The organism is Streptomyces sp. NPDC047072 (assembly GCF_040643855.1).
GTDB lineage: Bacteria > Actinomycetota > Actinomycetes > Streptomycetales > Streptomycetaceae > Streptomyces.
In genome coordinates this window covers 26,176-50,501 of record NZ_JBEYVC010000017.1, presented here as the reverse complement: position 1 = coordinate 50,501, position 24,326 = coordinate 26,176, and the positions used below count along the sequence as shown (strand labels likewise).

Here is a 24,326-nt window from a genome sequence, read left to right as displayed (position 1 = left end):
GGCATGTTGCTTGCCCGGCTGGCACAGGTGTCCCAGGAGGTCGCCGCGACCTCGGCGCGCTCCAAGAAGATCGCGCTGCTCGCGGAGCTGTTCCGGGAGGCGGAGCCGGAGGACGTGCCGATCGTCATCCCGTATCTGGCGGGACGGCTTCCGCAGGGACGGCTCGGTGTCGGCTGGAAGGTGCTGAGCCGACCCGTCGAGCCCGCCACCGAGCCGACGCTGACCGTGCGCGAGGTGCACGGCCTCCTCTCCGCGCTGGGCGAAGTCGCCGGAGCCGGCTCGCAGGCCGAGCGGTCCCGGCTGGTCGGGGAGCTGATGGGTGCGGCCACCGAGGGCGAGCAGCGGTTCCTGTTCGGGCTGATCACGGGCGAGGTACGACAGGGCGCGCTGGACGCGGTCGCGGTGGAGGGGCTGGCCCGGGCGACCGAGGCACCGCCCGCCGACGTCCGCCGCGCCGTGATGCTCGCCGGCTCGCTCCAGACGGTGGCCGAGGCCCTCCTCGCCGAGGGCCCGGCCGCCCTGGACCGCTTCCGCCTCACCGTCGGACAACCGGTCCTCCCGATGCTGGCCCACAGCGCCTCCTCGGTGGCCGAGGCGGTCGAGAAACTCGGCGCCTGCGCGGTCGAGGAGAAGCTGGACGGCATCCGCGTCCAGATCCACCGCGACGGCGATGTCGTACGGCTGTACACCCGCACCCTCGACGACATCACCGACCGGCTGCCCGAACTGACCGCCGCAGCACTGGAGTTGAGGGGCGAGCGGTTCATCCTGGACGGCGAGGTGATCGCCTTCGACGCGGACGGGCGGCCCCGCTCCTTCCAGGAGACCGCGGGCCGCGTCGGCTCCCGCGTGGACGTGACGACGGCCGCCAGGGAGGTCCCGGTCTCCCCCGTCTTCTTCGACGCCCTGTCCGTCGACGGCCACGACCTCCTCGACCTGCCCTTCGCCGAACGGCACGCGGAACTGGCGCGGCTGGTGCCGGAGCCGATGCGGGTGCGGCGCACGCTGGTGTCGGGTCCTGAGGGGATCCCAGCGGCCGAGGAGTTCCTCGCCGAGACCCTCGCGCGCGGCCACGAGGGTGTCGTCGTGAAGTCCCTCGACGCGCCCTACAGCGCGGGCCGGCGCGGCGCCTCCTGGCTCAAGGTCAAGCCCGTGCACACGCTCGACCTGGTGGTGCTGGCCGCCGAGTGGGGGCACGGCCGCCGCACCGGCAAGCTCTCCAACCTGCACCTGGGCGCCCGCACCGCGGACGGCGGCTACGCCATGCTCGGCAAGACCTTCAAGGGCATGACCGACGCGATGCTCACCTGGCAGACCGAACGGCTCCAGGAACTGGCCGTCGACAGCGGCGGCTACGTGGTGACCGTACGGCCCGAACTCGTCGTCGAGATCGCCTACGACGGTCTCCAGCGGTCGACCCGGTATCCGGCCGGAGTCACCCTGCGGTTCGCGCGTGTGGTGCGCTACCGGGAGGACAAGCGGCCGGAGGAGGCGGACACCGTGGAGACCCTGCTGGCGGCGCACCCCGAGGTGGCGCCGTGAGGACGAGCGCCGGACTGCTGTTGTTCCGGCACACCAAGGACGGCCCGGAGGTGTTGCTGGGCCATATGGGCGGCCCGTTCTTCGCGCGCCGGGACGCGGGGGCGTGGACGATCCCGAAGGGCGAGTACGAGGCCGGGTCGGAGTCCGCGTGGGACGCGGCCCGCCGGGAGTTCCAGGAGGAGCTCGGGCTGGCGCCGCCGGACGGGGAGGCCGTACCCCTGGGCGAGGTGCGGCAGACCGGCGGCAAGGTCGTCACGGCGTGGGCGATCGAGGCGGACCTCGATCCGGCGACGGTGGTGCCGGGGGTCTTCAGCATGGAGTGGCCGCCGAAGTCCGGGCGGATCCAGGAGTTCCCCGAGCTGGACCGGGTGGCGTGGTTCGGCCTCGACCGGGCGCGGGCCGTGATCGTCACGGCGCAGGCCGCGTTTCTCGATCGCCTCGTGGAGCACTCGGCCTGAGCCCACGCGTTGCGGTGGCTCGCGGCGCGCGGGAAGGTCGAAGGACAGCCCGCCCCCAGGAGGTTCGGTCATGCCCATCGCTACGGTGAACCCGGCGAACGGCGAGACGCTCAAGACGTACGAGGCCATGGGCGAGGAGGAGATCGAGCGCAGGCTCCAGCTCGCCGAGGCGACGTTCCGCACCTACCGGACCACGTCCTTCGACGAACGCGCCCGGCTCCTGAACCGCGCCGCCGACCTGCTCGACGAGGCACAGCAGGACATCGCCCGGGTCATGACCACCGAGATGGGCAAGCCGGTCAAGCAGGCCCGCGCGGAGGCCGCGAATTGCGCGAAGGCGATGCGCTGGTACGCCGAGCACGCCCAGGAGCTGCTCGCCGACGAAGAGCCCGCCGAGTCCGACGTCAAGGACTCCGGCGCCGCACGCGCGCGCGTGCTCTACCGGCCGCTGGGTCCGGTGCTCGCGGTGATGCCGTGGAACTTCCCGCTGTGGCAGGTGATCCGCTTCGCGGCGCCCGCGCTGATGGCGGGCAACGTGGGCCTGCTCAAGCACGCCTCGAACGTGCCGCAGACCGCGCTGTTCCTGGAGGACCTCTTCCACCAGGCCGGCTACACCCAGGGCTGCTTCCAGACCCTGCTCGTCGGCTCCGGCGCGATCGACGACATCCTGCGCGACGAGCGCGTCAAGGCGGCCACGCTCACCGGGAGTGAACCGGCGGGGCGGGCCGTCGCCTCCACCGCCGGCGACATGGTGAAGAAGACGGTGCTGGAGCTGGGCGGCAGCGACCCGTACGTGGTGATGCCGTCCGCCGACGTCGACCGGGCCGCCGAGATCGCGGTGACCGCGCGCGTGCAGAACAACGGGCAGTCCTGCATCGCCGCGAAGCGGTTCATCGTGCACACGGACGTGTACGACCGGTTCGTGGAGCGGTTCGTCGCGGGCATGCGCGCGCTGAAGGTCGGCGACCCGCTGGAGGAGGACACCGAGGTCGGGCCGCTCTCCAGCGAGCAGGGGCGGGCCGATCTGGAGGAGCTGGTCGACGACGCGCGGCGCAGTGGGGCGAGCGTGCTGTGCGGTGGGGAGCGGCCGGAGGGCGACGGCTGGTACTACCCGCCGACGGTCATCGCGGACGTCACGCGCGAGATGCGGATCCATCGCGAGGAGGCGTTCGGGCCGGTGGCGACGGTGTACCGGGCGGCCGACCTCGACGAGGCGGTGCTGATCGCCAACGACTCGCCGTTCGGGCTGAGTTCCAACGTGTGGACGCGCGACGAGGGCGAGGTCGACCGTTTCGTCCGGGATCTGGAGGCCGGCGGTGTGTTCGTCAACGGGATGACCGCGTCGCATCCGGCGTTCCCGTTCGGCGGGGTGAAGCGGTCCGGGTACGGGCGTGAGCTGTCCGGGCAGGGAATCCGGGAGTTCTGCAACATCACGACGGTTTGGCACGGAGCGTGACGCTTGCGCGGCTACGATCCCGGGTGTGAACCGTGAAGTGACTCTGCCTCTGATCGTCGACGACCGGGGCACGTTGCAGGTGTCGGCGGCCGATGTGAGCAAGCTGCTGCGCAGTCTGGGCGGGCGGTGGCTGCATCTTGTCGAGGCCGGGGAGGAGGGGCTCGATGAGGACACGGTGGCCGCGTTGACGATCGAGCTGGCGAAGCTTGCGGATCGGATTGACGTGGCCTGTATCGCGCACAGTAGCGGCGGGGCGTCGTAGGGGTTGCTCGTGCGTTGCCGGGTGCGGGTTCGTCGTGGTTGCTCGCGCAGTTCCCCGCGCCCCTAAAAGCGCTTCGGTGATCGCACGTTCGGAGTAACCCGGCGAGAAGTCGGCTTTCCCCCGGGTGATCGTGGACTGGACCACTTCCGATGCGAAAGCAGGGACGGTTCATGGCCACTCTGTGCAGACCCTCGGTGTCCGTTCCGGAGTATGTGATCACTATGGAGGAGACGCTGGAGCTGGCGCGCTCCCGGCATGGTGATCATCCTCAACTGCCGTTGGCGCTGCGGCTGATCGAGAACACCGGCGTGCGGACCCGGCACCTCGTGCAGCCCATCGAGGAGACGCTGAAGCATCCCGGGTTCGAGGAGCGCAACAAGGTCTACGTGGCCGAGGCGAAGGCCCGCGTGCCGGCCGTCGTGCAGCGAGCGCTCGACGACGCCGAGCTCCTGACGGGTGACATCGATGTCATCATCTACGTGTCGTGCACGGGCTTCATGATGCCCTCGCTCACCGCGTGGCTGATCAACGAGATGGACTTCGAGTCCACCACCCGGCAGATACCCATAGCCCAGCTGGGCTGTGCGGCGGGCGGCGCGGCGATCAACCGAGCGCACGACTTCTGCACGGCCTACCCCGAGGCCAACGCCCTCATCGTGGCCTGCGAGTTCTGCTCGCTGTGCTACCAGCCCACCGACCTCGGCATCGGGAACCTGCTCTCCAACGGGCTGTTCGGCGACGGGATCGCGGCGGCCGTGGTGCGCGGGCGGGGCGGTGAGGGGATCGCGCTGGAGCGCAACGGCTCGTACCTGATCCCCAAGACCGAGGAGTGGATCATGTACGACGTCCGGGCCACCGGATTCCACTTCCAGCTGGACAAGCGGGTGCCGGCCACCATGGAGCCGCTCGCCCCGGCGCTCCAGGACCTCGCGGGACTGCACGGCTGGGACGCGGCCGACCTGGACTTCTACGTCGTACACGCCGGCGGTCCCCGAATACTCGACGACCTGAGCAAGTTCCTCCAGGTCGACCCGGACGCCTTCCGGTTCAGCCGGGCCACGCTCACCGAGTACGGGAACATCGCCAGCGCCGTCGTACTGGACGCGCTGCGGCGGCTGTTCGACGCGGGCGGGGCGCACGAACGGGCGCGGGGGCTGCTCGCCGGGTTCGGGCCCGGTATCACCGCGGAGATGTCGCTGGGCCGCTGGCGGCGGTCGGACGAGACGGACTGAGATGACCGAAGAGACGATCACCGAGATCCTGCCCCCGATCCGGCACTGGCCGGCCCTCGACCTGAGCGGGACCGACTTCGACCCAGTGCTCACCGAGCTGATGCGCGAGGGGCCCGTGACCCGGATCCAGCTGCCCAACGGGGAGGGCTGGGCCTGGCTGGTCACCCGGTACGAGGACGTCCGCCTGGTGGCCAACGACCCGCGCTTCAGCCGCGAGGCCGTCATGGACCAGCCGGTCACCCGGCTCGCCCCGCACTTCATCCCGCAGCGCGGCGCGGTCGGCTTCCTCGACCCGCCGGACCACACCCGGCTGCGCCGCTCGGTGGCGGCCGCGTTCACCGCGAAGGGCGTGGAGCGGGTGCGGGAGAGATCGCGGCGGATGCTCGACGAGCTGGTCGACGAGCTGGTGCAGGACGGGCCGCCCGCCGACCTCACGGCGGCCGTCCTCACCCCGTTCCCCATCGCCGTGATCTGCGAGCTGATGGGCGTCCCGGCGGCCGACCGGCACGGTATGCACACCTGGACCCAGCTGATCCTGTCGTCCTCGCACGGGGCGAAGGTCAGCGAGAAGGCCAAGAACGAGATGGGCGCGTACTTCGCCGATCTCATCGGGCTCCGCGAGGGCTCCGCGGGCGAGGACGTGGCCTCGCTGCTCGGCGCGGCGGTGGGCCGGGGCGAGGTGACGCTGGACGAGGCCGTCGGGCTCGCGGTGCTGCTCCAGATCGGCGGCGAGGCGGTCACCAACAACAGCGGGCAGATGTTCTACCTGCTGCTGACCCGCCCCGACCTGGCCGAGCGGCTGCGCTCCGAGCCGTCGATCCGCCCGCAGGCCATCGACGAACTGCTGCGCTACATCCCGCACCGCAACGCGGTCGGCCTGTCGCGGATCGCCACGGAGGACGTGGGCATCCGAGGGGTACGGATCCGGGCGGGCGACCCCGTCTACGTGTCGTACCTGGCCGCGAACCGGGATCCGGACGTCTTCGCCTTCCCCGAGACGATCGACTTCTCGCGCAGCCCCAACCCGCATGTGTCCTTCGGGTTCGGCCCGCACTACTGCCCGGGCGGCATGCTGGCCCGGCTGGAGTCCGAGCTGCTGGTCGACGCGCTGCTCGACCGGTTGCCGGGGCTGCGGCTCGCGGTGCCGGCGAAGGAAGTGCCGTTCCGGAAGGGCGCGTTGATCCGCGGTCCCGAGGCGCTCCCGGTGACGTGGTGACGGCTCCCGACGGGCTCCTCGTCCCGCCGGGGCACGGCCGGGTCGTCCGGACGCCGGCGCAGCACGTGACGTTCAAGGTGACCGGGTCGCACTCGCGCATGGCGTCGACGTTCGAGGTGATCGTGCCGCCCGGTTTCGACGTGGGCGCGCATGTGCACACCCGCAGCGAGGAGTTGTTCTACGTCCTCGAAGGCGAACTGGACGTGCTCGCCTTCGAGCCGCGGGTGCGCACGCCGGACAACTGGCAGCGTTGGGAGTCGAGTTCGGGGGGTCGGGTGGTACGGGCGACACCGGGCACGGTGATCGTCGTACCGCCCGGCTGCCCCCACGCCTTCGCCAACCCGACGGACTCCCCCGCGAAGATGTTCTTCCAGGCGAGCCCGCCCCCGGATCACGAGCGGTACTTCGAGGAACTGCTGGAGATCCTGGGGGGTGGGGGGCCGCCGGACCACGAGGCGATCGAGGAGCTGCGGCGGAGGTACGACATCGAGCAGCTGACGCCGCTCCAACACCGTTAGCGGATGGACATTCCGGAGAGGGTGCGGGCGATCACCAGTCGCTGGATCTCGCTCGTGCCCTCGAAAATCGTGTAGATCGCCGCGTCGCGGTGCATCCGCTCCACCGGGTACTCCCTGGTGTAGCCGTTGCCGCCCAGGATCTGGACCGCCTGGGCGGTGACCTTCTTCGCCGTCTCGCTGGCGAACAGCTTGGACATCGACCCCTCGGCCGCCGTGAACTGCTTGCCGTTGATGGCCATCCAGGAGGCACGCCAGACGAGGAGCCGGGCCGCGTCGATGGACGTCCGCATGTCCGCGAGCTGGAAGGCGACCCCCTGGTTGTCGATGATCGGCCGCCCGAACTGCTCACGGGTCTTGGCGTAGTCGAGGGCGACCTCGTAGGCGGCGCGGGCCGTGCCGACCGCCATCGCGCCGACCGCCGGGCGGGACGCCTCGAACGTGGCCATCGCCGCGTTCTTCACCCGCTCACCGTTGCCCGCCTTCGCCCGCTCCCGGGCCCGCGCCAGGCGCTGGTCCAGCTTCTCCTTGCCGCCGAGCAGGCAGTGGCCGGGGACGCGGACGTTCTCCAGGACGACCTCGGCGGTGTGCGAGGCGCGGATGCCGTGCTTCTTGAACTTCTGGCCCTGGGACAGGCCCGGCGTGTTCGGCGGCACGATGAAGGACGCGTGGCCCTTGGAGCCGAGCTCGGCGTCCACGACGGCCACGACCACGTGGACGTTGGCGATGCCGCCGTTGGTCGCCCAGGTCTTGGTGCCGTTGAGCACCCACTCGTCCTTGGCCTCGTCGTACACGGCACGCGTGCGCATGGAGGCCACGTCGGAGCCGGCGTCGGGCTCGGAGGAGCAGAACGCGGCGACCTTGACGTCGTTCGCTTCGCCGTACATCTGGGGGATCCACGTGCCGATCTGTTCCTCGGTACCGTTGGCGAGAACGCCGACAGCGGCGAGACCGGTGCCTACGATCGACAGGGCGATACCCGCGTCGCCCCAGAACAGCTCCTCCATCGCCATCGGGATACCCAGCCCGGTGGGGTCGAAGTACTGCTGGGCGTAGAAGTCGAGGGAGTAGATGCCTACCTTCGCGGCCTCCTGGATGACCGGCCAGGGAGTCTCCTCACGCTCGTCCCATTCGGCGGCCGCGGGGCGGATGACGTCGGCGGCGAAGCCGTGCAGCCAGTCCCGGACCTCCTTCTGTTCGTCGTTGAGCTCCATGGTGAACTCGGCCATGTCCCCTCCAGCGGCGGCGCACGTACATGTTACTAGCGGTAACCCAAGTCTGTTACTCGCGGGTAGGAAAAGTCAACTCCCGATGACCGGTCAGCAGCCTGTTCGATGCCAATCGCCTGCCGGGTGTTAGTTTGCGCAGGCGTTACCGATTCAGCACGGGTGGGGAGAGCTCATGGACACCACACAGCGGACCGAGCAGCAGCGGTCCGCCGACCGCCGTCGGCGTGAGTTGCTGGAGGCCGCGGACAGGGTGGTGCTGCGTGACGGTCCGCAGGCCTCGATGAACGCGATCGCCGCGGAGGCGGGTATTACGAAGCCGATTCTGTACCGGCACTTCGGGGACAAGGGTGGGCTGTACGCGGCGCTCGCCAAGCGGCACACGGACGCGCTGCTGGATTCGCTGCGGGCCGCGCTGGACGCTCCGGCGGATCGGCGGGAGCGGGTGGAGGCGACGCTCGACACGTACCTCGCCGCGATCGAGGCCCGGCCTCAGGTGTACCGGTTCCTGATGCATCCCGCCGAGGGGAGTCAGGTCGGGGATCAGGGGTTCGATGTGGGCAAGCACAGCGCTCCGTTGCTTCGGCGGATGGGTGAGGAGCTGGCTCAGGTCATCGAGGATCGGCTGGATCTCGGGCCCGGGGGGCAGTTGCTGGCTCGGGTGTGGGGGCATGGGATCGTCGGGATGATGTATGCGGCCGGTGACTGGTGGTTGGGGGAACGGCCGTGTGAGCGGGCGGAGTTGGTGCGGAGTATGGCGGACCTGTTGTGGGGTCGTCTTGCTGCGGCGGGGGACAAGGTCGGAGGTCCGGGGTTCTGACGGTCGGCTACCGGCTGCCGGCCGGTGGGGGCTGGTCGCGCAGTTCCCCGCGCCCCTGAGTGAGCTGCAGATCTCTGGCCCAAGACGATCTGGATACTTGCCTCATCAGCTTGCGGTGGCGTCTGCCCTTCAGGTGGTCTGCGTAGATCCTTCCCTCCAGGTGGTCGCACTCGTGTTGGAGGCACCGGGCGAAAAATCCTGTGCCGTGCACAGTGATCGGCTCGCCCGTTGCCGTGAAACCCTCCACCACCGCGTGGTCGTAGCGTTCCGTTCCAGCCTCCAGGCCCGGTAGGGAGAGGCAGCCCTCCGGGCCGCGCAGGACTACGCCGTCCGCGTTCAGAAGGCGGGGGTTGACCACGTGGCCCAGGTGGCGGGTCTCCTGGTCGTCGGGGCAGTCGTAGACGAAGACCCGGAGCGGGACGCCCACCTGGTTGGCCGCCAGGCCGACCCCCTCGGCCGCGTACATCGTCGCGAACAAGTCCTCCACCAGGGTCGCCAGTTCGGGGCCGAAGTCCGTGACCTCGGCGCAGGGGGTGTGCAACGCCGGGTCACCGAAGAGGGTGAGAGGGCGGACGCGCCCCCGCGTGCCCGGAATCGAGCCGTTTCGCATGGCCGCAAGGGTACGGCGATTCGGGAGTGCGAAGGGATCTCGATAGGCTGAGGTCCACACCACGTGGCCGGAGGCACAGGCGCGGCGCGTACAAGGAGGATCGAGAACTGATGACAGCCAACTCGGACCCGCTCTCGCCGCGGGCCAAGCTCGCCGTGACGGCGGGCAAGGCAGTCGCGGCGGCATCCAGGGCCGCAGGTCGCGGCAGCGGTTCGGTCATCGGCGGCCGGGTGGCCCTCAAACTCGACCCCGACCTCCTCGCCCGGCTCGCCCAGAACCTGGACGTCGTCCTGGTCTCGGCGACCAACGGCAAGACCACCACCACCCGGCTGATCGCCGAGGCGCTCGGCGCCGCCGGGCCGGTCGTCTCCAACGCCCTCGGTGCCAACATGCCCGCCGGGATCACCTCGGCGCTGGCCGGCAAGTCCGAGGCCCGCTACGGCGTCATCGAGGTCGACGAGAAGTACCTCGCGGGCGTCGCCCGGGACACCGACCCCAAGTGCATCGCCCTGCTCAACCTCTCCCGCGACCAGCTCGACCGCGCCGCCGAGACCCGCATGCTCGCCGAGAACTGGCGTGAGGGGCTGGCCGGGAGCAAGGCCGTCGTGGTCGCCAACGCCGACGACCCGCTCGTCGTGTGGGCCGCCTCCTCCTCCCCCAACGTCATCTGGGTCGCCGCCGGGCAGATGTGGAAGGACGACGCCTGGTCCTGCCCGTCCTGCGGCGGTGTGATGCAGCGGCCCGGGGACGACTGGTTCTGCGGGGAGTGCGGGTTCCGCCGTCCCACGCCGAGCTGGGTGCTCTCGGGCGACCACGTCCTCGACCCGCACGGCTCCGCCTGGCCCATCCACCTCCAGCTGCCCGGCCGCGCCAACAAGGCCAACGCCGCCTCCTCCGCGGCCGTCGCCGCCGTCTTCGGCGTGCCGCCGCAGGTCGCCCTGGAACGCATGTACCAGGTGCAGGCCGTCGCCGGCCGCTACGACGTCGTCCAGTTCCAGCAGCGTGATCTACGGCTGCTGCTCGCGAAGAACCCGGCCGGCTGGCTGGAGACGTTCAGCCTGATCGACCCGCCGCCGACCCCGGTGATCCTCTCCGTCAACGCCCGCGGCGCCGACGGCACCGACACCTCCTGGCTCTGGGACGTCGACTACACCCGCCTCACCGGCCACCCGATCTGCGTGCTCGGCGACCGCAAGCTGGACCTCGCGGTGCGTCTGGAGGTCGCGAACCAGAACTTCCAGGTCTGCGACAGCCTCGACCAGGCCGTGTCGATGAGCCCGCCGGGCCGCATCGAGGTCATCGCGAACTACACCGCCTTCCAGGACCTGCGCCGCCGCGTCGGCAACTGACTCAGGGGACTCTTGTGAGCGACAACCAACTCCGCATCGTCTGGGTCTACCCCGACCTCCTCAGCACCTACGGCGACCAGGGCAACGTCCTGGTCGTGGAGCGCCGGGCGCGGCAGCGCGGCCTCGACGTGGCCCGCCTGGACGTACGCAGCGACCAGCCGCTGCCGACCTCCGGCGACATCTACCTGATCGGCGGCGGCGAGGACCGGCCGCAGCGGCTCGCGGCCGAGCGGCTGCGCCGGGACGGCGGTCTGCACCGGGCCGTCGGCAACGGCGCGATCGTCTTCTCGGTGTGCGCCGGCTACCAGATCCTCGGCCACGAGTTCATCAACGACCTCGGCCAGCGCGAGCCCGGCCTCGGCCTGCTCGACGTGGTCTCGGTACGCGGCGAGGGCGCGCGCTGCGTCGGTGACGTCCTCGCGGACATCGACCCGCGCCTGGGCCTGCCCCCGCTGACCGGCTTCGAGAACCACCAGGGCGTCACGCACCTCGGACCCACGGCCCGCCCGTTCGCCAACGTCAAGCTGGGCAACGGCAATGGCACCGGGGACGGTACGGAGGGGGCGTACAACGACACGGTCTTCGGTACGTACATGCACGGGCCCGTGCTCGCGCGCAACCCGCTCATCGCCGACCTGCTGCTGAAGCTGGCCCTCGATGTGAACGCGCTGCCGCCGACCGACGACCGCTGGTACGAGGCGCTGCGCAACGAGCGCATCTCGGCCGCGCAGCAGCCCGCGTGAGCAGGGAGTTCACCTCGGTTCCAGGCACCCTTCATCAGCCCGTCTGACGGCTCTTCCGCACAGGTGAGCGGGGTCGTCCAGCAGGCGGACGCATGCTTCGGCCCCGCCCCCTCCTGCCGCTAGGGTGGCGGGGTTCGAGCCGGACGACGTGGTCCGGATCCGGCCCCTGTCGAGAAGGTTGTAGCGGGCTTATGCGCATTGGTGTCCTCACGTCCGGCGGCGACTGCCCCGGCCTGAACGCGGTCATCCGGTCCGTCGTGCACCGTGCCGTCGCCGACCACGGCGACGAGGTCATCGGTTTCCGGGACGGCTGGAAGGGCCTCCTGGAGTGCGACTACCTCAAGCTCGACCTCGACGCCGTCGGCGGCATCCTCGCCCGCGGCGGCACGATCCTCGGCTCCTCCCGGGTCCAGCCGTCCCATCTGCGGGACGGTGTGGAGCGGGCCAAGGGGCATGTCGAGGAGCTGGGGCTCGACGCGATCATTCCCATCGGCGGTGAGGGCACGCTCAAGGCCGCGCGGCTGATGTCGGACGCCGGGCTGCCGATCGTGGGTGTCCCGAAGACCATCGACAACGACATCGCGGTCACGGATGTCACCTTCGGCTTCGACACGGCCGTCGGTGTCGCGACGGAGGCGCTCGACCGGCTCAAGACCACCGCCGAGTCCCATCAGCGGGTGCTCGTCGTCGAGGTCATGGGGCGGCACACCGGGTGGATAGCGCTGCACTCCGGCATGGCGGCGGGCGCGCACGCCATCGTCGTACCGGAACGGCCCTTCGACATCGAGGAGTTGGCGGCTCGGGTCGGGGCGCGGTTCGAGGCGGGGAAGCGGTTCGCGATCGTCGTGGCGGCGGAGGGGGCGAAGCCGGCGCCGGGGTCGATGGCGTTCGACGAAGGTGGCAAGGACATCTACGGGCATGAGCGGTTTGCCGGGATTGCGCGGCAGCTGTCGATCGAGCTGGAGGAGCGGCTGGGGAAGGAAGCGCGGCCGGTGATTCTGGGGCATGTGCAGCGGGGTGGGACGCCGACGGCGTACGACCGGGTGTTGGCCACTCGGTTTGGGTGGCATGCGGTGGAGGCTGTGCATCGGGGGGAGTTCGGGCACATGACTGCGTTGAGGGGGACCGACATCGTCATGGTTCCGCTCGCCGAGGCGGTCGAGACGCTGAAGACCGTGCCTGCCGAACGATACGAAGAGGCCGAGTGCGTTCTGTAAGTCGCGGTCTGCTGGTTGTGTGTGGCTGGTCGCGCAGTTCCCCGCGCCCCTGAGTGGGTCAAGTGGCCCCCGGTCCAAGAAGTAGCCCGGGGCGGTTCTAGTCTTGGTGGCGGACGTAAGCACACAACCCCACCTATCAGGAGCCGCCGGAATGGATCACAGCGGGCACGGCACCATGGAACTGCCGCCGTTCACGCTGGGGCGGGGGCTTCAGTGGTCGGCTGATCCCTTCTTCCTCGTCGCCTGTCTTCTTGCGCTCGGGCTTTATGCGTGGGGCGTCGTGCGGTTGCGGCGGCGGGGGGATTCGTGGTCCGTGGGGCGGACCGTTTCCTATGTGGTCGGGGTGCTGACCATCATGCTCGTGATGTGCACCGGGCTGAACGACTACGGGATGGTCATGTTCAGCGTGCACATGGTGCAGCACATGGTGATCAGCATGTTGTCGCCGATCCTCATTCTGCTCGGGGCGCCTGTGACGCTCGCGCTGCGGGCGCTGCCCGTCGCCGGGAAGGGGCGCAAGGGGCCGCGGGAGTGGCTGCTGGCGCTGCTGCACAGCCGGTACATGCGGATCGTCACGCATCCGGCGTTCACCATTCCGCTGTTCATCGCGAGTCTGTACGCCCTCTATTTCACGCCGATCTTCGACTTCCTGATGGGGTCGAAGACCGGGCACATCGCGATGATGGTGCACTTCCTCGCCGTCGGTGTGGTGTTCTTCTGGCCGATCATCGGGGTGGACCCGGGGCCGCACCGGCCCGGTTATCTGATGCGGATGCTGGAGCTGTTCGCGGGGATGCCGTTCCACGCGTTCTTCGGCATCGCGCTGATGATGGCCTCCGAGCCCATGGTGGAGACGTTCAAGAACCCGCCCGCTTCGCTCGGCATCGACGCGCTCTCCGACCAGAACGCGGCCGGCGGGATCGCCTGGGCGTTCAGTGAGATTCCCTCCGTTCTCGTGCTCATCGCACTGCTGTTCCAGTGGTATGGCTCGGAACAGCGGCAGGCCAAGCGCAAGGACCGGGCCGCCGACCGGGACGGCGACAAGGAACTCGAGGCGTACAACGCATATTTGGCCTCATTGAACGCACGCGGGCAGTGAAAGGCTTCGTCTTTCCGAAGCATTCAGTAGCATGAAGCGCGTTGGGGGAACCGCCGGGGGGAGCGGTGATGACACTTCGCGCATTTATGCACAGGATCTCTGTTCTGGTCGTTCTGGTTCTGGCACTGAGCGGCTGTGACGGCTCTTCGCCGGTGACCGTGGTCAAGGCGGTGGCCGCCGGTGTGCCCTCGCTCGCGCCCTTCTTCGACGAGGGCAGCGGGCTCGGCAAGGACGAGGTGGTGCGCTCGCGGCCGGTCCAGGGAAGTCTCCAGCAGGGCGACACACCGGGTCTGTACGGGGGCAGCAAGCAGGCGACCGTATGTGACGTCGAGAAACTCGAGCGATTCCTCACCGATCCCGGGAATCACCAGAAGGCACTGGCGTGGGCGAGTGTGCCGGGCATCGGTACCGACGAGATACCGGAATACCTCGATCGACTCACACCCGTTCTGCTGCGTCACGACACTCTCGTGGAGAACCACGACTACAAGAAGGGAAAGGCCGTCCCGTACAACTCCTTGCTCCAGGCGGGAATCGCGATTCTCGTCGATGAACAGGGACTTCCGGCTGTGAAGTGTTCGTGCGGAAATCCGTTGCGGCCGTTCCGAGGTGACACCGGGCGTATTTCTCTCCGATTCGAGGACGGCAACAAGAAGTGGACGGGATACAAGCAGGATTCCGTGGTGGCCGTACGGCCCGCGCCGCTGAAACTGGAACGGCTCGCGCTGGTCGACGTCCGGGAACCCGAGCGCGGTATCGACCGGCCGGTGGGCACTGCGGGTGAGAAGGACCACGCCTTCGACACCCGGGAGCGCAAGCCGGTGCCCGACCTCACCGGGGTCGCCTTCGAACAGGCGAGCCGGAAGCTGACCGCGGCGGGGCTGGCGACCGGGTACGCGGGGAAGGCGGCACCGCCCGCCGGTGCGAAGGTCACGGCGACGGATCCGGCCGCGGGGACCGAGCTGCGGTTCGGGGAGTACGTGATGCTGACCGTGGCCGGGGGGTCGAGCAGCGGGGCCGGTGGGCCCGACGGTTCCAGCGGTTCCGGTGGGGCGACCAAGCCCACGACCACTCCCCCGCCGCCGTCCTCCGGGTCCTCGGGGTCGTCCGGGGCGTCCGGGGCGGGGAGTTCGTCGTCGAGCGGCAAGCCCGGGGAGTCGTCCTCCGCACCGCCGTCGTCGTCGAGCGGTTCGCCGGACAAGAGCTCGTCCGCGCCTCCCTCGCATACGGCGCCCAGCTCGCATGCGCCGTCCGAGTCGACCGGGCCACCGAGCCCGGACCCGCCCAGTCCCGATCCGCCGAGTCCACCGCCCGCCGCGCCACCGTCGAGCAGCGCACCCACCACCACGAGCGCGCCCCCGCCGCCTCCACCTCCCCCACCGCCCAGCAGCGAACCGGCGAGCAGTGCGCCCGCCACGGACGACGGCCCGAGCACCGGCGTCGCCGCGTAGCGCCCCGCAGACCTCGCAGAACCCGGGAGTCACCGGATGCCTTCAGGATCACCGACGTCGGGAGTGGGCCGGGTCATCGCCGGCCGGTATCTGCTGCTGAACCCGCTCGGCAGCGGCGGCCAGGGCCATGTGTGGCTCGCCCACGACCAGAGACTCGCCTGCGAGGTCGCGCTGAAGGAGATCGTGTTCCGGGACCCCGGCGAGGAGGGGCACGAGCGGGAGGCCCGGGTGGCGCGCGCCCGCGCGGAGGCCCGGCACGCGGCCGGGCTGCGCGGCCACCCGCACGTGGTGACCGTGCACGACGTGCTGGAGCACGACGGGCTGCCGTGGATCGTCATGGAGTACGTGGCGGACGCCGTGAACCTGCGTGACCTGATCGAACTGCGCGGGCCGCTCGCTCCGGCGGAGTGCGCGCGGATCGGGCTGGCGGTGCTGGACGCGCTGACCGCCGGGCACGAGCGGGGCGTGATGCACCGGGACGTGAAGCCGGCGAACATCCTGCTGGCGCCGGACCGCTCGGGGTCGCCGTACGGACGGGTCCTGCTCACCGACTACGGCATCTCCGTGCAGCCGGACGCGGGCGAGACGCGGTACACGCTGGCGTCCGTGCTGGTGGGGACGGCGGGGTATCTGGCGCCCGAGCGGGCGACGGGCGGGGCGCCGACGCCTGCGGCCGACCTGTTCTCGCTGGGCTGCACGCTGTACCACGCCGTCGAGGGGCTCGGTCCCTTCGAGCGGGAGTCGCATCTCGCCGAGGTGACCGCGGTGGTCATGGAGGAGCCGCGGCCGGCCGTACGCGCGGGTGCGCTGGGGCCCGTACTCCAGGCGCTGCTCACGAAGGACCCGGGGCGCCGGCTGTCGGCGACGGAGGCGGAGGCGGCGCTGTCGCGGGCCCTCCGGCCCCCGTCGGAGCCGTACGTCCGGACCCAGACGGACCTCGGGTCGCAGTCACCGTGGGAGGGCGTCACCCGCGAGCCGCCGCCGGCACCTCGGGGCTTCGGGGCCCATCTGGACTCCCCCGGGCCGGGACACGGCGGGACGAACGGCTACGGGTCCCGACCGGGTGTCGGCTCCCCGCCGAGCGGCCCGTACGGCGGCTACGGGCCCGGCGAGCCGTCCGCCGGCTTCGGGTCGAGCGACGCCCTCGCCGGTTTCGGTGTGCCACCGTCCGGCCGGAGTGAACCGACCCGCAAGGCCCCTGCCGGCGGTCGGCGGCGACGTGAACGTTCGCACGCCCTGCGGGCCGTGCTGGCCTGTGGGCTCGGGCTGCTGCTCGCGCTCGGCGGGGTCTGGTACGCCATGGCCAACCGGGCGGACGACGGAGGCGGGGGCACCGGTGGGAACGGGGATCTGCAGCCGTACGGCGCGGCCGTGGGACTGGTGAAGCCGTTGGCGGACGGGGACTGTGTCACCGTCGACTGGCCCGGTGCGCGGCGGTTCGAGGGGACGCCCAAGCTGCGGCTGGTCTCCTCCTGTGCCGTGGGCCCGCCGGACGGGCAGGTGATGGCGTTCGTGCCCGCCGCCTCCGCCGACGAGGCGCGGCGGCTCGGGCCCGCGAAGTGCGAGGAGCGGACGCGGGAGATCCGGGACCGGCTCGCGGACGTCCGCAGCCAGGCCGTCGTACCCACGGACGGCGGGTTCGCGGCGGCGGGGCGGCGCACCGCGTGTCTGGTGCTGGGCGGGAACGGGCCGGTGTACGGCCCGATCGGCACCCATCGCAAGCTCGGCTCGGAGTTCGCGGACACGGCGACCATGCAGCGCCGGGACTGTCTGGAGGTGCCCGGCAACCGTCACGCCCGGCTGGTGTCCTGCGAGGGCTCCTACGACGAGCAGGTGCTGGGGTTCACCCGTCTGGACGAGGACGTGCCGTTCGACGAGGCCCGCACCGAGTCGGACGCGGCGTGCGCGCGGAAGGCGCCGCCGGCGGACTACGGCTTCGATCCGTCCGTCTACCGGGCGGGGTCCTGGACCAGCGAGGGGCCCTGGAAGAACGGCACTCATTTCGTCGTGTGCACCGTCCGGAAGCAGAACGGGGGCACCATGGAGGGGGACGAATCCTGAGGAGGGTGTCGCGATGCCCGGTTCTACGGACGGCTCCACGCGGACGATGGGGGTGCTCACCGTCGGCGGACTCGTCGCGGTGACGGCCTACACGGTCGCGCTCGGCAGCAACGGATGGCTGTGGTTCGGCTGGGTCGTGCTGGGTCTGATCACCCTCGGGATGGTCGCCACGCGCTGACCCTCAGCCGTCGCCGAGACGGCCCGCCGAGTGCACCCCCGGCTGGTACTTGGGCAGCCGGGCGGTGACCTTCATGCCCGCGCCCGGAGCGGTCTCGATGACGAGGCCGTAGGCGTCGCCGTACACCTGCCGGAGCCGGTCGTCGACGTTGGACAGCCCGATGCCGCCCGAGGGGCTGACCTCGCCGGCGAGGATCCGGCGCAGCAGGACCGGGTCCATGCCGGTGCCGTCGTCCTCGATGACGACGAGGGCCTCGGCGCCGGTGTCCTGGGCGGTGATGCTGATGTGGCTCTTGCCCTCGGACACCGCCTTGCCCTCCAGGCCGTGCTTGACGGCGTTCTCGACGAGCGGCTGCAGGCACAGGAAGGGCAGGGCGACCGGCAGCACCTCGGGCGCAATCTGGAGGGTGACGGAGAGGCGGTCGCCGAAGCGTGCCCGCACCAGCGCCAAGTAGTGGTCGATGGCGTGGAGTTCGTCGGCGAGGGTGGTGAAGTCGCCGTGTCTGCGGAAGCTGTAGCGGGTGAAGTCGGCGAACTCCAGGAGCAGTTCGCGGGCGCGTTCGGGGTCGGTGCGCACGAAGCTGGCGATGACCGAGAGCGAGTTGAAGATGAAGTGGGGGGAGATCTGGGCCCGAAGTGCCTTGATCTCGGCCTCTATCAGCCGGGTGCGGGACTGGTCGAGGTCCGCCAACTCCAGTTGGACGCTTACCCAGCGGGCGACCTCTCCGGCGGCCCGGACCAGGACGGCGGACTCGCGGGGCGCGCAGGCGACCAGGGCGCCGTGGACGCGGTCGTCGACGGTGAGGGGGGTGACGACGGCCCAGCGGACCGGGCAGTCGGGGGCGTCGCAGCGGAGCGGGAAGGCCTCGCCGCGGCCGGTCTCCAGGGGGCCGGTGAGGCGTTCCATGATCTCGCCGCGGTGGTGGCCGCCGACGCCGTCCCAGACCAGGACGCGTTTCTCGTCGGTGAGGCAGAGCGCGTCGGTACCGAGCAGGGTGCGCAGCCGGCGGGCCGACTTGCGGGCGGTCTCCTCGGTGAGGCCGGCCCGGAGCGGGGGCGCGGCGAGGGAGGCGGTGTGCAGGGTCTCGAAGGTGGCGTGCTCGACGGGGGTGCCGAGTCCGCCGAGGTTCTGCGGGCGGGCCGTGCGCCGGCCGAGCCAGAAGCCGACGGCGAGCAGGGGCAGGATCGCGACGCAGAGGCCGGCGAGGAATCCGCTCATGCCTTGACCTCCGCCCGTAGCTCCTCGGGCAGATGGAAGCGCGCCAACACCGCCGCCGTGCCCGCGGGGACCCGGCTCGGCGTGGACAGGGAGACCACCACCATCGTGAGGAAGCCGAGCGGGACCGACCAGAGCGCGGGCCAGGCGAGCAGGGCGTGCAGCGGGCCGGTGCCCGGGAAGCCCGCCATCGTCGCGGCCACGGCGACGAACGCGGAGCCGCCGCCCACGACCATGCCCGCGGCGGCGCCGGGCGGGGTCAGCCGCCGCCACCAGATGCCGAGCACGAGCAGCGGGCAGAAGGAGGAGGCGGACACCGCGAAGGCGAGTCCCACGGCGTCGGCGACGGGGAGGCCCCCGACGAGCATGCTCGCCGCGAGGGGCACGGCCATCGCGAGGACCGTGCCGAGCCGGAAGTGCCGTACCCCGCGGGAGGGCAGGACGTCCTGGGTGAGGACGCCGGCGACGGCCATGGTGAGTCCGGAGGCCGTGGAGAGGAACGCGGCGAAGGCGCCGCCCGCCACCAGCGCGCCCAGCAGGTCGCCGCCGAGGCCCCCGATCATGCGCTCGGGGAGCAGCAGGACGGCCGCGTCGGCGTCGCCGGTGAGGGTCAGTTCGGGGGCGTACAGGCGGCCGAGGGCGCCGTAGACCGGGGGCAGGAGGTAGAAGCAGCCGATCAGGCCGAGGACGGCGACCGTGGTGCGGCGGGCGGCCACTCCGTGCGGGCTGGTGTAGAAGCGGACGACGACGTGGGGCAGGCCCATGGTGCCGAGGAAGGTGGCGAGGATCAGTCCGTACGTGGCGTACAGGGGCCGTTCCTCGCGGCCCGCGGCGAGGGAGGTGGACATGCCGTCGCTGGTGCCGCGGTCGGCGGCCGGGACGGTGGTGCCCTTGTGGAAGGTGAGCCGGGTGCCCTTCTCGATGTGGTGGGTGCCGGCGGGGAGTTGAAGCTTCTGGTCGTCGTGCGGGCGGCCGTCGACGGTGCCGGTGACCGTGACGGTGAGCGGCTGTTCCAGCTTCAGGTCGAGGGTGCTCGCGACGCGCACGACCCGCTGCTCGCGGAAGGTCGCGGGCTCCTCGAAGGCGTGCTGGGGCGCCCCGTCGCTCTGCCAGGCGAGGATCAGGAAGAGCGCGGGGACGAGCAGGGCGGTGAGCTTGAGCCAGTACTGGAAGGCCTGCACGAAGGTGATGCTGCGCATGCCGCCGGCGGCGACGGTGGCGACCACGACGACGGCGACGATGAGCCCGCCGAGCCATTGGGGCGCGTCGGTGAGCACGGTCAACGTCAGCCCGGCGCCCTGGAGTTGGGGCAGCAGGTAGAGCCAGCCGACGCCGACGACGAAGGCGCCCGCGAGCCGTCGTACCGCCTGGGAGGCGAGCCGGGCCTCCGCGAAGTCGGGGAGGGTGTAGGCGCCGGAGCGGCGCAGGGGGGCGGCGACGAACAGGAGCAGGACGAGGTAGCCGGCCGTGTAGCCGACGGGGTACCAGAGCATGTCCGGGCCCTGGACGAGGACCAGGCCCGCGATGCCGAGGAAGGAGGCGGCGGAGAGGTACTCGCCGCTGATGGCGGCCGCGTTCAGGCGGGGGCCGACGGTTCGGGAGGCGACGTAGAAGTCGGAGGTGGTGCGGGAGATGCGCAGGCCGAAGGCGCCGACGAGGACGGTCGCGATGACCACCAGGGCGACGGCGGGCACCGAGTAGCCGGAGTTCATCGGCCCTCGCAACGTCGGTCGGCGTAAAGGGAGTTCATCGGTCCTCTACCAGGCGCACGAAGTCCTGTTCGTTGCGTTCCGCGCGCCGCACGTACCACCGCGCGAGCAGGACCAGCGGGGCGTAGAGGCCGAAGCCGAGGACGAGCCATTCCAGGCGGCGGGCGTCGGGCATCGCGGCGAAGAGCAGCGGCAGCGGGCCGATCAGCAGGCCGAGGAAGGCGAACACCGCGAGGGAGGCGCGCAGTTGGGTGCGCATCAGGGAGCGGACGTAGGTGTGGCCGAGGGTGGTCTGCTCGTCGATCTCGGTGCGCGGCCGGTAGTAGCCGGAGGCGGGGCGGGTGCGGCGGGGCGGGCCGGTGACGACGACGCGGCGCTCGGCGGGGTCCTGGTGCGGCACGGTCAGGGCCTCCTCATCAGCAGGTCCCGCAGCTCGCGCGCGTGCCGGCGGCTGACCGGGAGTTCCTCGCCGCCGACGAGGACGCTCACCGTGCCCGCGTCCAGGCGGAGTTCGCCGACATGGCGCAGGGCGACGAGGTGGCGGCGGTGGATGCGGACGAAGCCGCGGGAGCGCCAGCGTTCTTCCAGCGTGGACAGCGGTATCCGTACGAGGTGGCTGCCCTTGTCGGTGTGCAGACGGGCGTAGTCGCCCTGGGCCTCGACGTGGGTGATGTCGTCGACGGAGACGAAGCGGGTCACGCCGCCGAGTTCGACGGGTATGTGGTCCGGGTCGGGTTCGTGGACGGGTATTCGGGGGGCGCTGTCGAGCCGTTCGGCGGCCCGGCGGACGGCTTCGGCGAGGCGCTCCTTGCGGACCGGCTTGAGGACGTAGTCGACGGCCTTGAGGTCGAAGGCCTGGACGGCGAAGTCCTCGTGGGCGGTGACGAAGACGACGAGCGGCGGGGTGGCGAACCCGGTGAGCAGCCGGGCGAGGTCGAGGCCGTCGAGGCCGGGCATGTTGATGTCGAGGAAGACGACGTCGATCGCCTCGGGCCCGTCGGGGCCGGACTCCAGGGCGCGGTTGATCCGGCGCAGCGCCTCGGTCGCGTCGCCGGCGCCCTCCACGCTGCCGATCCGCGGGTCGGCGCCCAGCAGATAGAGGAGTTCCTCCAGCGAGGGGCGTTCGTCGTCGACAGCCAGGGCGCGCAGCATGGTCCGGAGTGTAGGAGCAATCCGTACGTCTGGACACGTGCCGCAGAGCCCGCCCGGCCGGTCCGCGCTGGCTACAGTGCCCGCATGAGCAGCAGGCCGACCGGTTTCGACGACCTCGACCGGAAGATCGTCACCGCGCTGATGGCGAACGCGCGGACGTCGTTCGCGGAGATCGGCGCGGAGATCGGGCTGTCGTCGACGGCGGTGAAGCGGCGGGTGGACCGGCTGCGGGAGACCGGGGTGATCACCGGGTTCACGGCCACGGTGGAGCCGTCGGCGCTGGGCTGGCGCACGGAGGCGTACGTCGAGGTGTACTGCGAGGGCGCGGCCCCGCCCCGGCGGCTGGCGGAGGTGGTGCGCAACCATCCGGAGATCGTCGCGGCGATGACGGTGACCGGGGGCGCGGACGCGCTGCTGCATGTGCGGGCGCGGGACGTGGAGCACTTCGAGGAGGTGCTGGAGCGCATCCGCACCGAGCCGTTCATCCGGAAGACGATCAGCGTGATGGTGCTGTCCCATCTCATCCCGGAAAGCCTGGAGGCGGGGGCGAGCCAGCCCGCACCGGAGGCGTAGCGATCAAACGCAGCAACCCTGCGTGTGGCCGAGGAAATACGCAGGGTTCCTGCGCAGACACGCAATTGTCGTTGCTTGTCGGGCGTCCCGGTCAGTTCCTACCTTGGTGTCAACCCTTGGTCGACACCGCAGGAAGCGGAGGAACCCCTCTGTGTCCGACTCCCGTGTGCAGCGCCGACGGCGTTTCCTCGTCTGCGAACCCAGACACTTCGCCGTGCAGTACGCGATCAATCCCTGGATGCATCCCGACACCCCCGTGGACGTGGACCTCGCGCAGACGCAGTGGCGCACGCTGATCAGCGCTTATGAGACCCACGGCCACACCGTCGACTCCGTGGACCCGGTCCCCGGTCTCCCGGACATGGTCTTCGCGGCGAATTCCGCGGTCGTCGTCGGCGGCCGCGTCTTCGGCTCGCTCTTCCACGCGCCCGAGCGGCGCCCCGAGTCCACCCACTACGACCTGTGGTTCAAGACGGCGGGCTACGAGGTCCAGCGGCCCCTGTCGGTCTGCGAGGGCGAGGGCGACCTCGTCTGGACGGGCCGGTACCTGCTGGCCGGCACCGGATTCCGTACGACCCGGGACGCGCACCGCGAGGTGCAGGAGTTCTTCGGGCACCCGGTGATCAGCCTGACGCTGGTGGATCCGCACTTCTACCACCTGGACACCGCGCTGTTCGTCCTGGACGACGCCAACATCGCGTACTACCCGGAGGCCTTTTCGTCGGGCAGCCGCGAGGTACTCGCACGGCTGTACCCGGACGCGGTGCTCGCGACCCGCGACGACGCGATGGCCTTCGGGCTGAACTCCGTGTCGGACGGCCGGCACGTCTTCATCGCCCCGCAGGCCGAGGCGCTCGCCGCGCGCCTCGACGACCACGGCTATGTCCCCGTCCCCGTCGACCTGTCCGAGTTCCACAAGGCCGGCGGTGGCATCAAGTGCTGCACCCAGGAGATCCGCTCATGACCGCACCCGTAAGCACGCGTTCCTCCGCCGATCTCATCGAGGCCGAGGAGCCGGTCCTCGCGCACAACTACCACCCGCTGCCCGTGGTCGTCGCGCGCGCCGAGGGCACCTGGGTGGAGGACGTGGAGGGGCGCCGCTACCTGGACATGCTGGCCGGGTACTCGGCCCTCAACTTCGGTCACCGCCACCCCGCGCTGATCGAGGCCGCGCACGCGCAGCTGGACCGGCTGACGCTGACCTCGCGGGCCTTCCACAACGACCGGCTCGCGGAGTTCGCCGAGCGGCTGGCCGCGCTCACCGGGCTGGACATGGTGCTGCCGATGAACACCGGCGCGGAGGCGGTGGAAAGCGGGATCAAGGTGGCCCGCAAGTGGGCGTACGAGGTGAAGGGCGTCCCGGCCGACCGGGCGACGATCGTGGTGGCGGCGGAGAACTTCCACGGCCGTACGACGACGATCGTGTCGTTCTCCACGGACGAGACGGCGCGGGCGGGCTTCGGGCCCTTCACGCCGGGCTTCCGGATCGTGCCGTACAACGACCTGGCGGCGCTGGAGGCGGCGGTCGACGAGACGACGGCGGCGGTGCTGCTTGAGCCGATCCAGGGCGAGGCCGGTGTGGTGATCCCGGACGACGGCTATCTGGCGGGCGTGCGCGAGCTGACCCTCCGCAAGGGGTGCCTGTTCATCGCGGACGAGATCCAGTCGGGGCTCGGGCGGACGGGCCGTACGCTCGCCGTCGAGCACGAGGGGGTGGTCCCCGACATGCTGCTGCTCGGCAAGGCGCTGGGCGGCGGGATCGTGCCGGTCTCCGCGGTGGTCGCCCGCCGGGGCGTCCTCGGGGTGCTGCGGCCGGGTGAGCACGGCTCCACGTTCGGCGGCAACCCGCTGGCCGCGGCGGTCGGCACGGCGGTGGTCGACCTGCTGGAGACGGGCGAGTTCCAGCGCCGGGCGGCGGAGCTCGGCGTCCGGCTCCGCGACGGCCTCGCCGACCTGGTCGGCAAGGGCGTGGTCGGCTTCCGCGCGCGCGGCCTGTGGGCGGGCGTCGACATCGACCCGGCGATCGGCACGGGCCGCGAGGTCAGCAAGCTCCTGATGCACGAGGGCGTCCTGGTCAAGGACACCCACGGCTCGACAATCCGCCTGGCGCCTCCGCTGACGATCACAGCGGAGGAACTCGTCTCGGCACTCGGCATCCTGGAAGGGGTGCTCAAGCGCTAGCCCGAGTGCAAAACAGCTCACCGGGTGAAGATGTGTCTCAGAGGTGGTAGACCACTGTCAG

Annotated in this window: 24 protein-coding genes; 18 read left to right on the top strand and 6 right to left on the bottom strand. The window is 70.9% G+C overall.

The window, feature by feature from the left end; translation table 11 throughout:
- The first annotated feature begins 3 nt into the window (after window positions 1–3).
- From ABZ896_RS10510 to ABZ896_RS10480, 7 genes are all read left to right on the top strand, one after another.
- Entirely contained in the window at window positions 4–1,542 is a 1,539-nt protein-coding gene (locus tag ABZ896_RS10510; RefSeq protein WP_360925095.1) for an ATP-dependent DNA ligase, read from the top strand.
- Entirely contained in the window at window positions 1,539–2,000 is a 462-nt protein-coding gene (locus ABZ896_RS10505; protein WP_360925092.1) for an NUDIX domain-containing protein, read from the top strand. The genes ABZ896_RS10510 and ABZ896_RS10505 overlap by 4 nt, the downstream gene beginning before the upstream one ends.
- Before the next feature lie 70 nt (window positions 2,001–2,070).
- Complete coding sequence (locus ABZ896_RS10500; RefSeq protein WP_360925089.1) at window positions 2,071–3,456, top strand: NADP-dependent succinic semialdehyde dehydrogenase; 1,386 nt, start codon at window positions 2,071–2,073, stop codon at window positions 3,454–3,456.
- Window positions 3,457–3,481: 25 nt separating this feature from the next.
- Window positions 3,482–3,718 (top strand): DUF6213 family protein, encoded by a 237-nt coding sequence (locus tag ABZ896_RS10495; protein WP_360925086.1) that lies wholly within the window; start codon window positions 3,482–3,484, stop codon window positions 3,716–3,718.
- A 170-nt stretch (window positions 3,719–3,888) separates the two neighbouring features.
- A complete protein-coding gene (locus ABZ896_RS10490) occupies window positions 3,889–4,950 on the top strand; it encodes a type III polyketide synthase (protein ID WP_360925083.1) in 1,062 nt (353 codons plus the stop codon).
- A 1-nt stretch (window position 4,951) separates the two neighbouring features.
- Window positions 4,952–6,166, top strand: a complete 1,215-nt coding sequence (locus ABZ896_RS10485; RefSeq protein ID WP_360925080.1) for a cytochrome P450 — start codon at window positions 4,952–4,954, stop codon at window positions 6,164–6,166.
- Window positions 6,163–6,684 carry a cupin domain-containing protein gene (locus tag ABZ896_RS10480; RefSeq protein ID WP_360925077.1) on the top strand — a complete coding sequence of 174 codons (522 nt, stop codon included), beginning with the start codon at window positions 6,163–6,165 and terminating at the stop codon, window positions 6,682–6,684. Before ABZ896_RS10485 ends, ABZ896_RS10480 begins: the two co-directional genes overlap by 4 nt.
- Here ABZ896_RS10480 and ABZ896_RS10475 read toward each other — a convergent pair.
- Window positions 6,681–7,910, bottom strand: coding sequence for an acyl-CoA dehydrogenase family protein (locus ABZ896_RS10475; protein WP_360925075.1), 1,230 nt, complete (start codon window positions 7,908–7,910; stop codon window positions 6,681–6,683). The two genes, ABZ896_RS10480 and ABZ896_RS10475, sit on opposite strands and share 4 nt — an antisense overlap.
- Window positions 7,911–8,082: 172 nt before the next feature.
- Here ABZ896_RS10475 and ABZ896_RS10470 point away from each other — a divergent pair, with 172 nt between their 5' ends.
- On the top strand, window positions 8,083–8,727 hold the full coding sequence (locus ABZ896_RS10470) for a TetR family transcriptional regulator (RefSeq protein ID WP_360925072.1): 645 nt from the start codon (window positions 8,083–8,085) through the stop codon (window positions 8,725–8,727).
- A 7-nt stretch (window positions 8,728–8,734) separates the two neighbouring features.
- Here ABZ896_RS10470 and def read toward each other — a convergent pair whose 3' ends face one another.
- On the bottom strand, window positions 8,735–9,337 hold the full coding sequence (def, locus tag ABZ896_RS10465) for a peptide deformylase (protein WP_360925069.1): 603 nt from the start codon (window positions 9,335–9,337) through the stop codon (window positions 8,735–8,737).
- A gap of 110 nt (window positions 9,338–9,447) precedes the next feature.
- On the opposite strand from def, the gene ABZ896_RS10460 reads away from it, so the two are divergent.
- From ABZ896_RS10460 to ABZ896_RS10430, 7 genes are all read left to right on the top strand, one after another.
- Window positions 9,448–10,686, top strand: a complete 1,239-nt coding sequence (locus tag ABZ896_RS10460; RefSeq protein WP_360925066.1) for a MurT ligase domain-containing protein — start codon at window positions 9,448–9,450, stop codon at window positions 10,684–10,686.
- A 14-nt stretch (window positions 10,687–10,700) separates the two neighbouring features.
- Entirely contained in the window at window positions 10,701–11,429 is a 729-nt protein-coding gene (locus ABZ896_RS10455; RefSeq protein WP_360925064.1) for a glutamine amidotransferase, read from the top strand.
- A gap of 191 nt (window positions 11,430–11,620) precedes the next feature.
- Window positions 11,621–12,646, top strand: a complete 1,026-nt coding sequence (locus ABZ896_RS10450; RefSeq protein WP_360925061.1) for a 6-phosphofructokinase — start codon at window positions 11,621–11,623, stop codon at window positions 12,644–12,646.
- Window positions 12,647–12,797: 151 nt separating this feature from the next.
- Window positions 12,798–13,745, top strand: a complete 948-nt coding sequence (locus tag ABZ896_RS10445; RefSeq protein WP_360925058.1) for a cytochrome c oxidase assembly protein — start codon at window positions 12,798–12,800, stop codon at window positions 13,743–13,745.
- An 86-nt stretch (window positions 13,746–13,831) separates the two neighbouring features.
- The gene (locus ABZ896_RS10440) at window positions 13,832–15,196 is read left to right on the top strand and encodes a PASTA domain-containing protein (protein WP_360925054.1); all 1,365 of its coding nucleotides are present in this window, start codon (window positions 13,832–13,834) and stop codon (window positions 15,194–15,196) included.
- A 36-nt stretch (window positions 15,197–15,232) separates the two neighbouring features.
- Window positions 15,233–17,257, top strand: coding sequence for a protein kinase (locus ABZ896_RS10435; protein ID WP_360925051.1), 2,025 nt, complete (start codon window positions 15,233–15,235; stop codon window positions 17,255–17,257).
- Between the two features lie 13 nt (window positions 17,258–17,270).
- Window positions 17,271–17,435, top strand: a complete 165-nt coding sequence (locus tag ABZ896_RS10430; protein WP_360925048.1) for a hypothetical protein — start codon at window positions 17,271–17,273, stop codon at window positions 17,433–17,435.
- A 3-nt stretch (window positions 17,436–17,438) separates the two neighbouring features.
- Here the strand turns inward: ABZ896_RS10430 and ABZ896_RS10425 are convergent, their stop codons facing one another.
- The 4 genes from ABZ896_RS10425 to ABZ896_RS10410 are packed head-to-tail and all read right to left on the bottom strand — an operon-like array spanning window position 17,439 to window position 21,511.
- Window positions 17,439–18,653 carry a histidine kinase gene (locus ABZ896_RS10425; RefSeq protein ID WP_360925046.1) on the bottom strand — a complete coding sequence of 405 codons (1,215 nt, stop codon included), beginning with the start codon at window positions 18,651–18,653 and terminating at the stop codon, window positions 17,439–17,441.
- Window positions 18,650–20,362 (bottom strand): cation acetate symporter, encoded by a 1,713-nt coding sequence (locus tag ABZ896_RS10420; protein WP_360925044.1) that lies wholly within the window; start codon window positions 20,360–20,362, stop codon window positions 18,650–18,652. Before ABZ896_RS10420 ends, ABZ896_RS10425 begins: the two co-directional genes overlap by 4 nt.
- A 34-nt stretch (window positions 20,363–20,396) precedes the next feature.
- Window positions 20,397–20,759 carry a hypothetical protein gene (locus ABZ896_RS10415; RefSeq protein ID WP_360925042.1) on the bottom strand — a complete coding sequence of 121 codons (363 nt, stop codon included), beginning with the start codon at window positions 20,757–20,759 and terminating at the stop codon, window positions 20,397–20,399.
- 2 nt (window positions 20,760–20,761) lie between these two features.
- Window positions 20,762–21,511 (bottom strand): LytTR family DNA-binding domain-containing protein, encoded by a 750-nt coding sequence (locus ABZ896_RS10410; protein ID WP_360925041.1) that lies wholly within the window; start codon window positions 21,509–21,511, stop codon window positions 20,762–20,764.
- 84 nt (window positions 21,512–21,595) lie between these two features.
- On the opposite strand from ABZ896_RS10410, the gene ABZ896_RS10405 reads away from it, so the two are divergent.
- The 3 genes from ABZ896_RS10405 (at window position 21,596) to rocD (ending at window position 24,265) form a co-directional block, all read left to right on the top strand.
- A complete protein-coding gene (locus ABZ896_RS10405; RefSeq protein ID WP_360925039.1) occupies window positions 21,596–22,084 on the top strand; it encodes an Lrp/AsnC family transcriptional regulator in 489 nt (162 codons plus the stop codon).
- A gap of 151 nt (window positions 22,085–22,235) precedes the next feature.
- Window positions 22,236–23,048: a dimethylargininase gene (ddaH, locus tag ABZ896_RS10400; protein ID WP_360925037.1), complete on the top strand. Its 813-nt coding sequence runs from the start codon at window positions 22,236–22,238 to the stop codon at window positions 23,046–23,048.
- A complete protein-coding gene (gene rocD, locus ABZ896_RS10395; protein ID WP_360925034.1) occupies window positions 23,045–24,265 on the top strand; it encodes an ornithine--oxo-acid transaminase in 1,221 nt (406 codons plus the stop codon). Before ddaH ends, rocD begins: the two co-directional genes overlap by 4 nt.
- The last annotated feature ends 61 nt before the right edge of the window (window positions 24,266–24,326 follow it).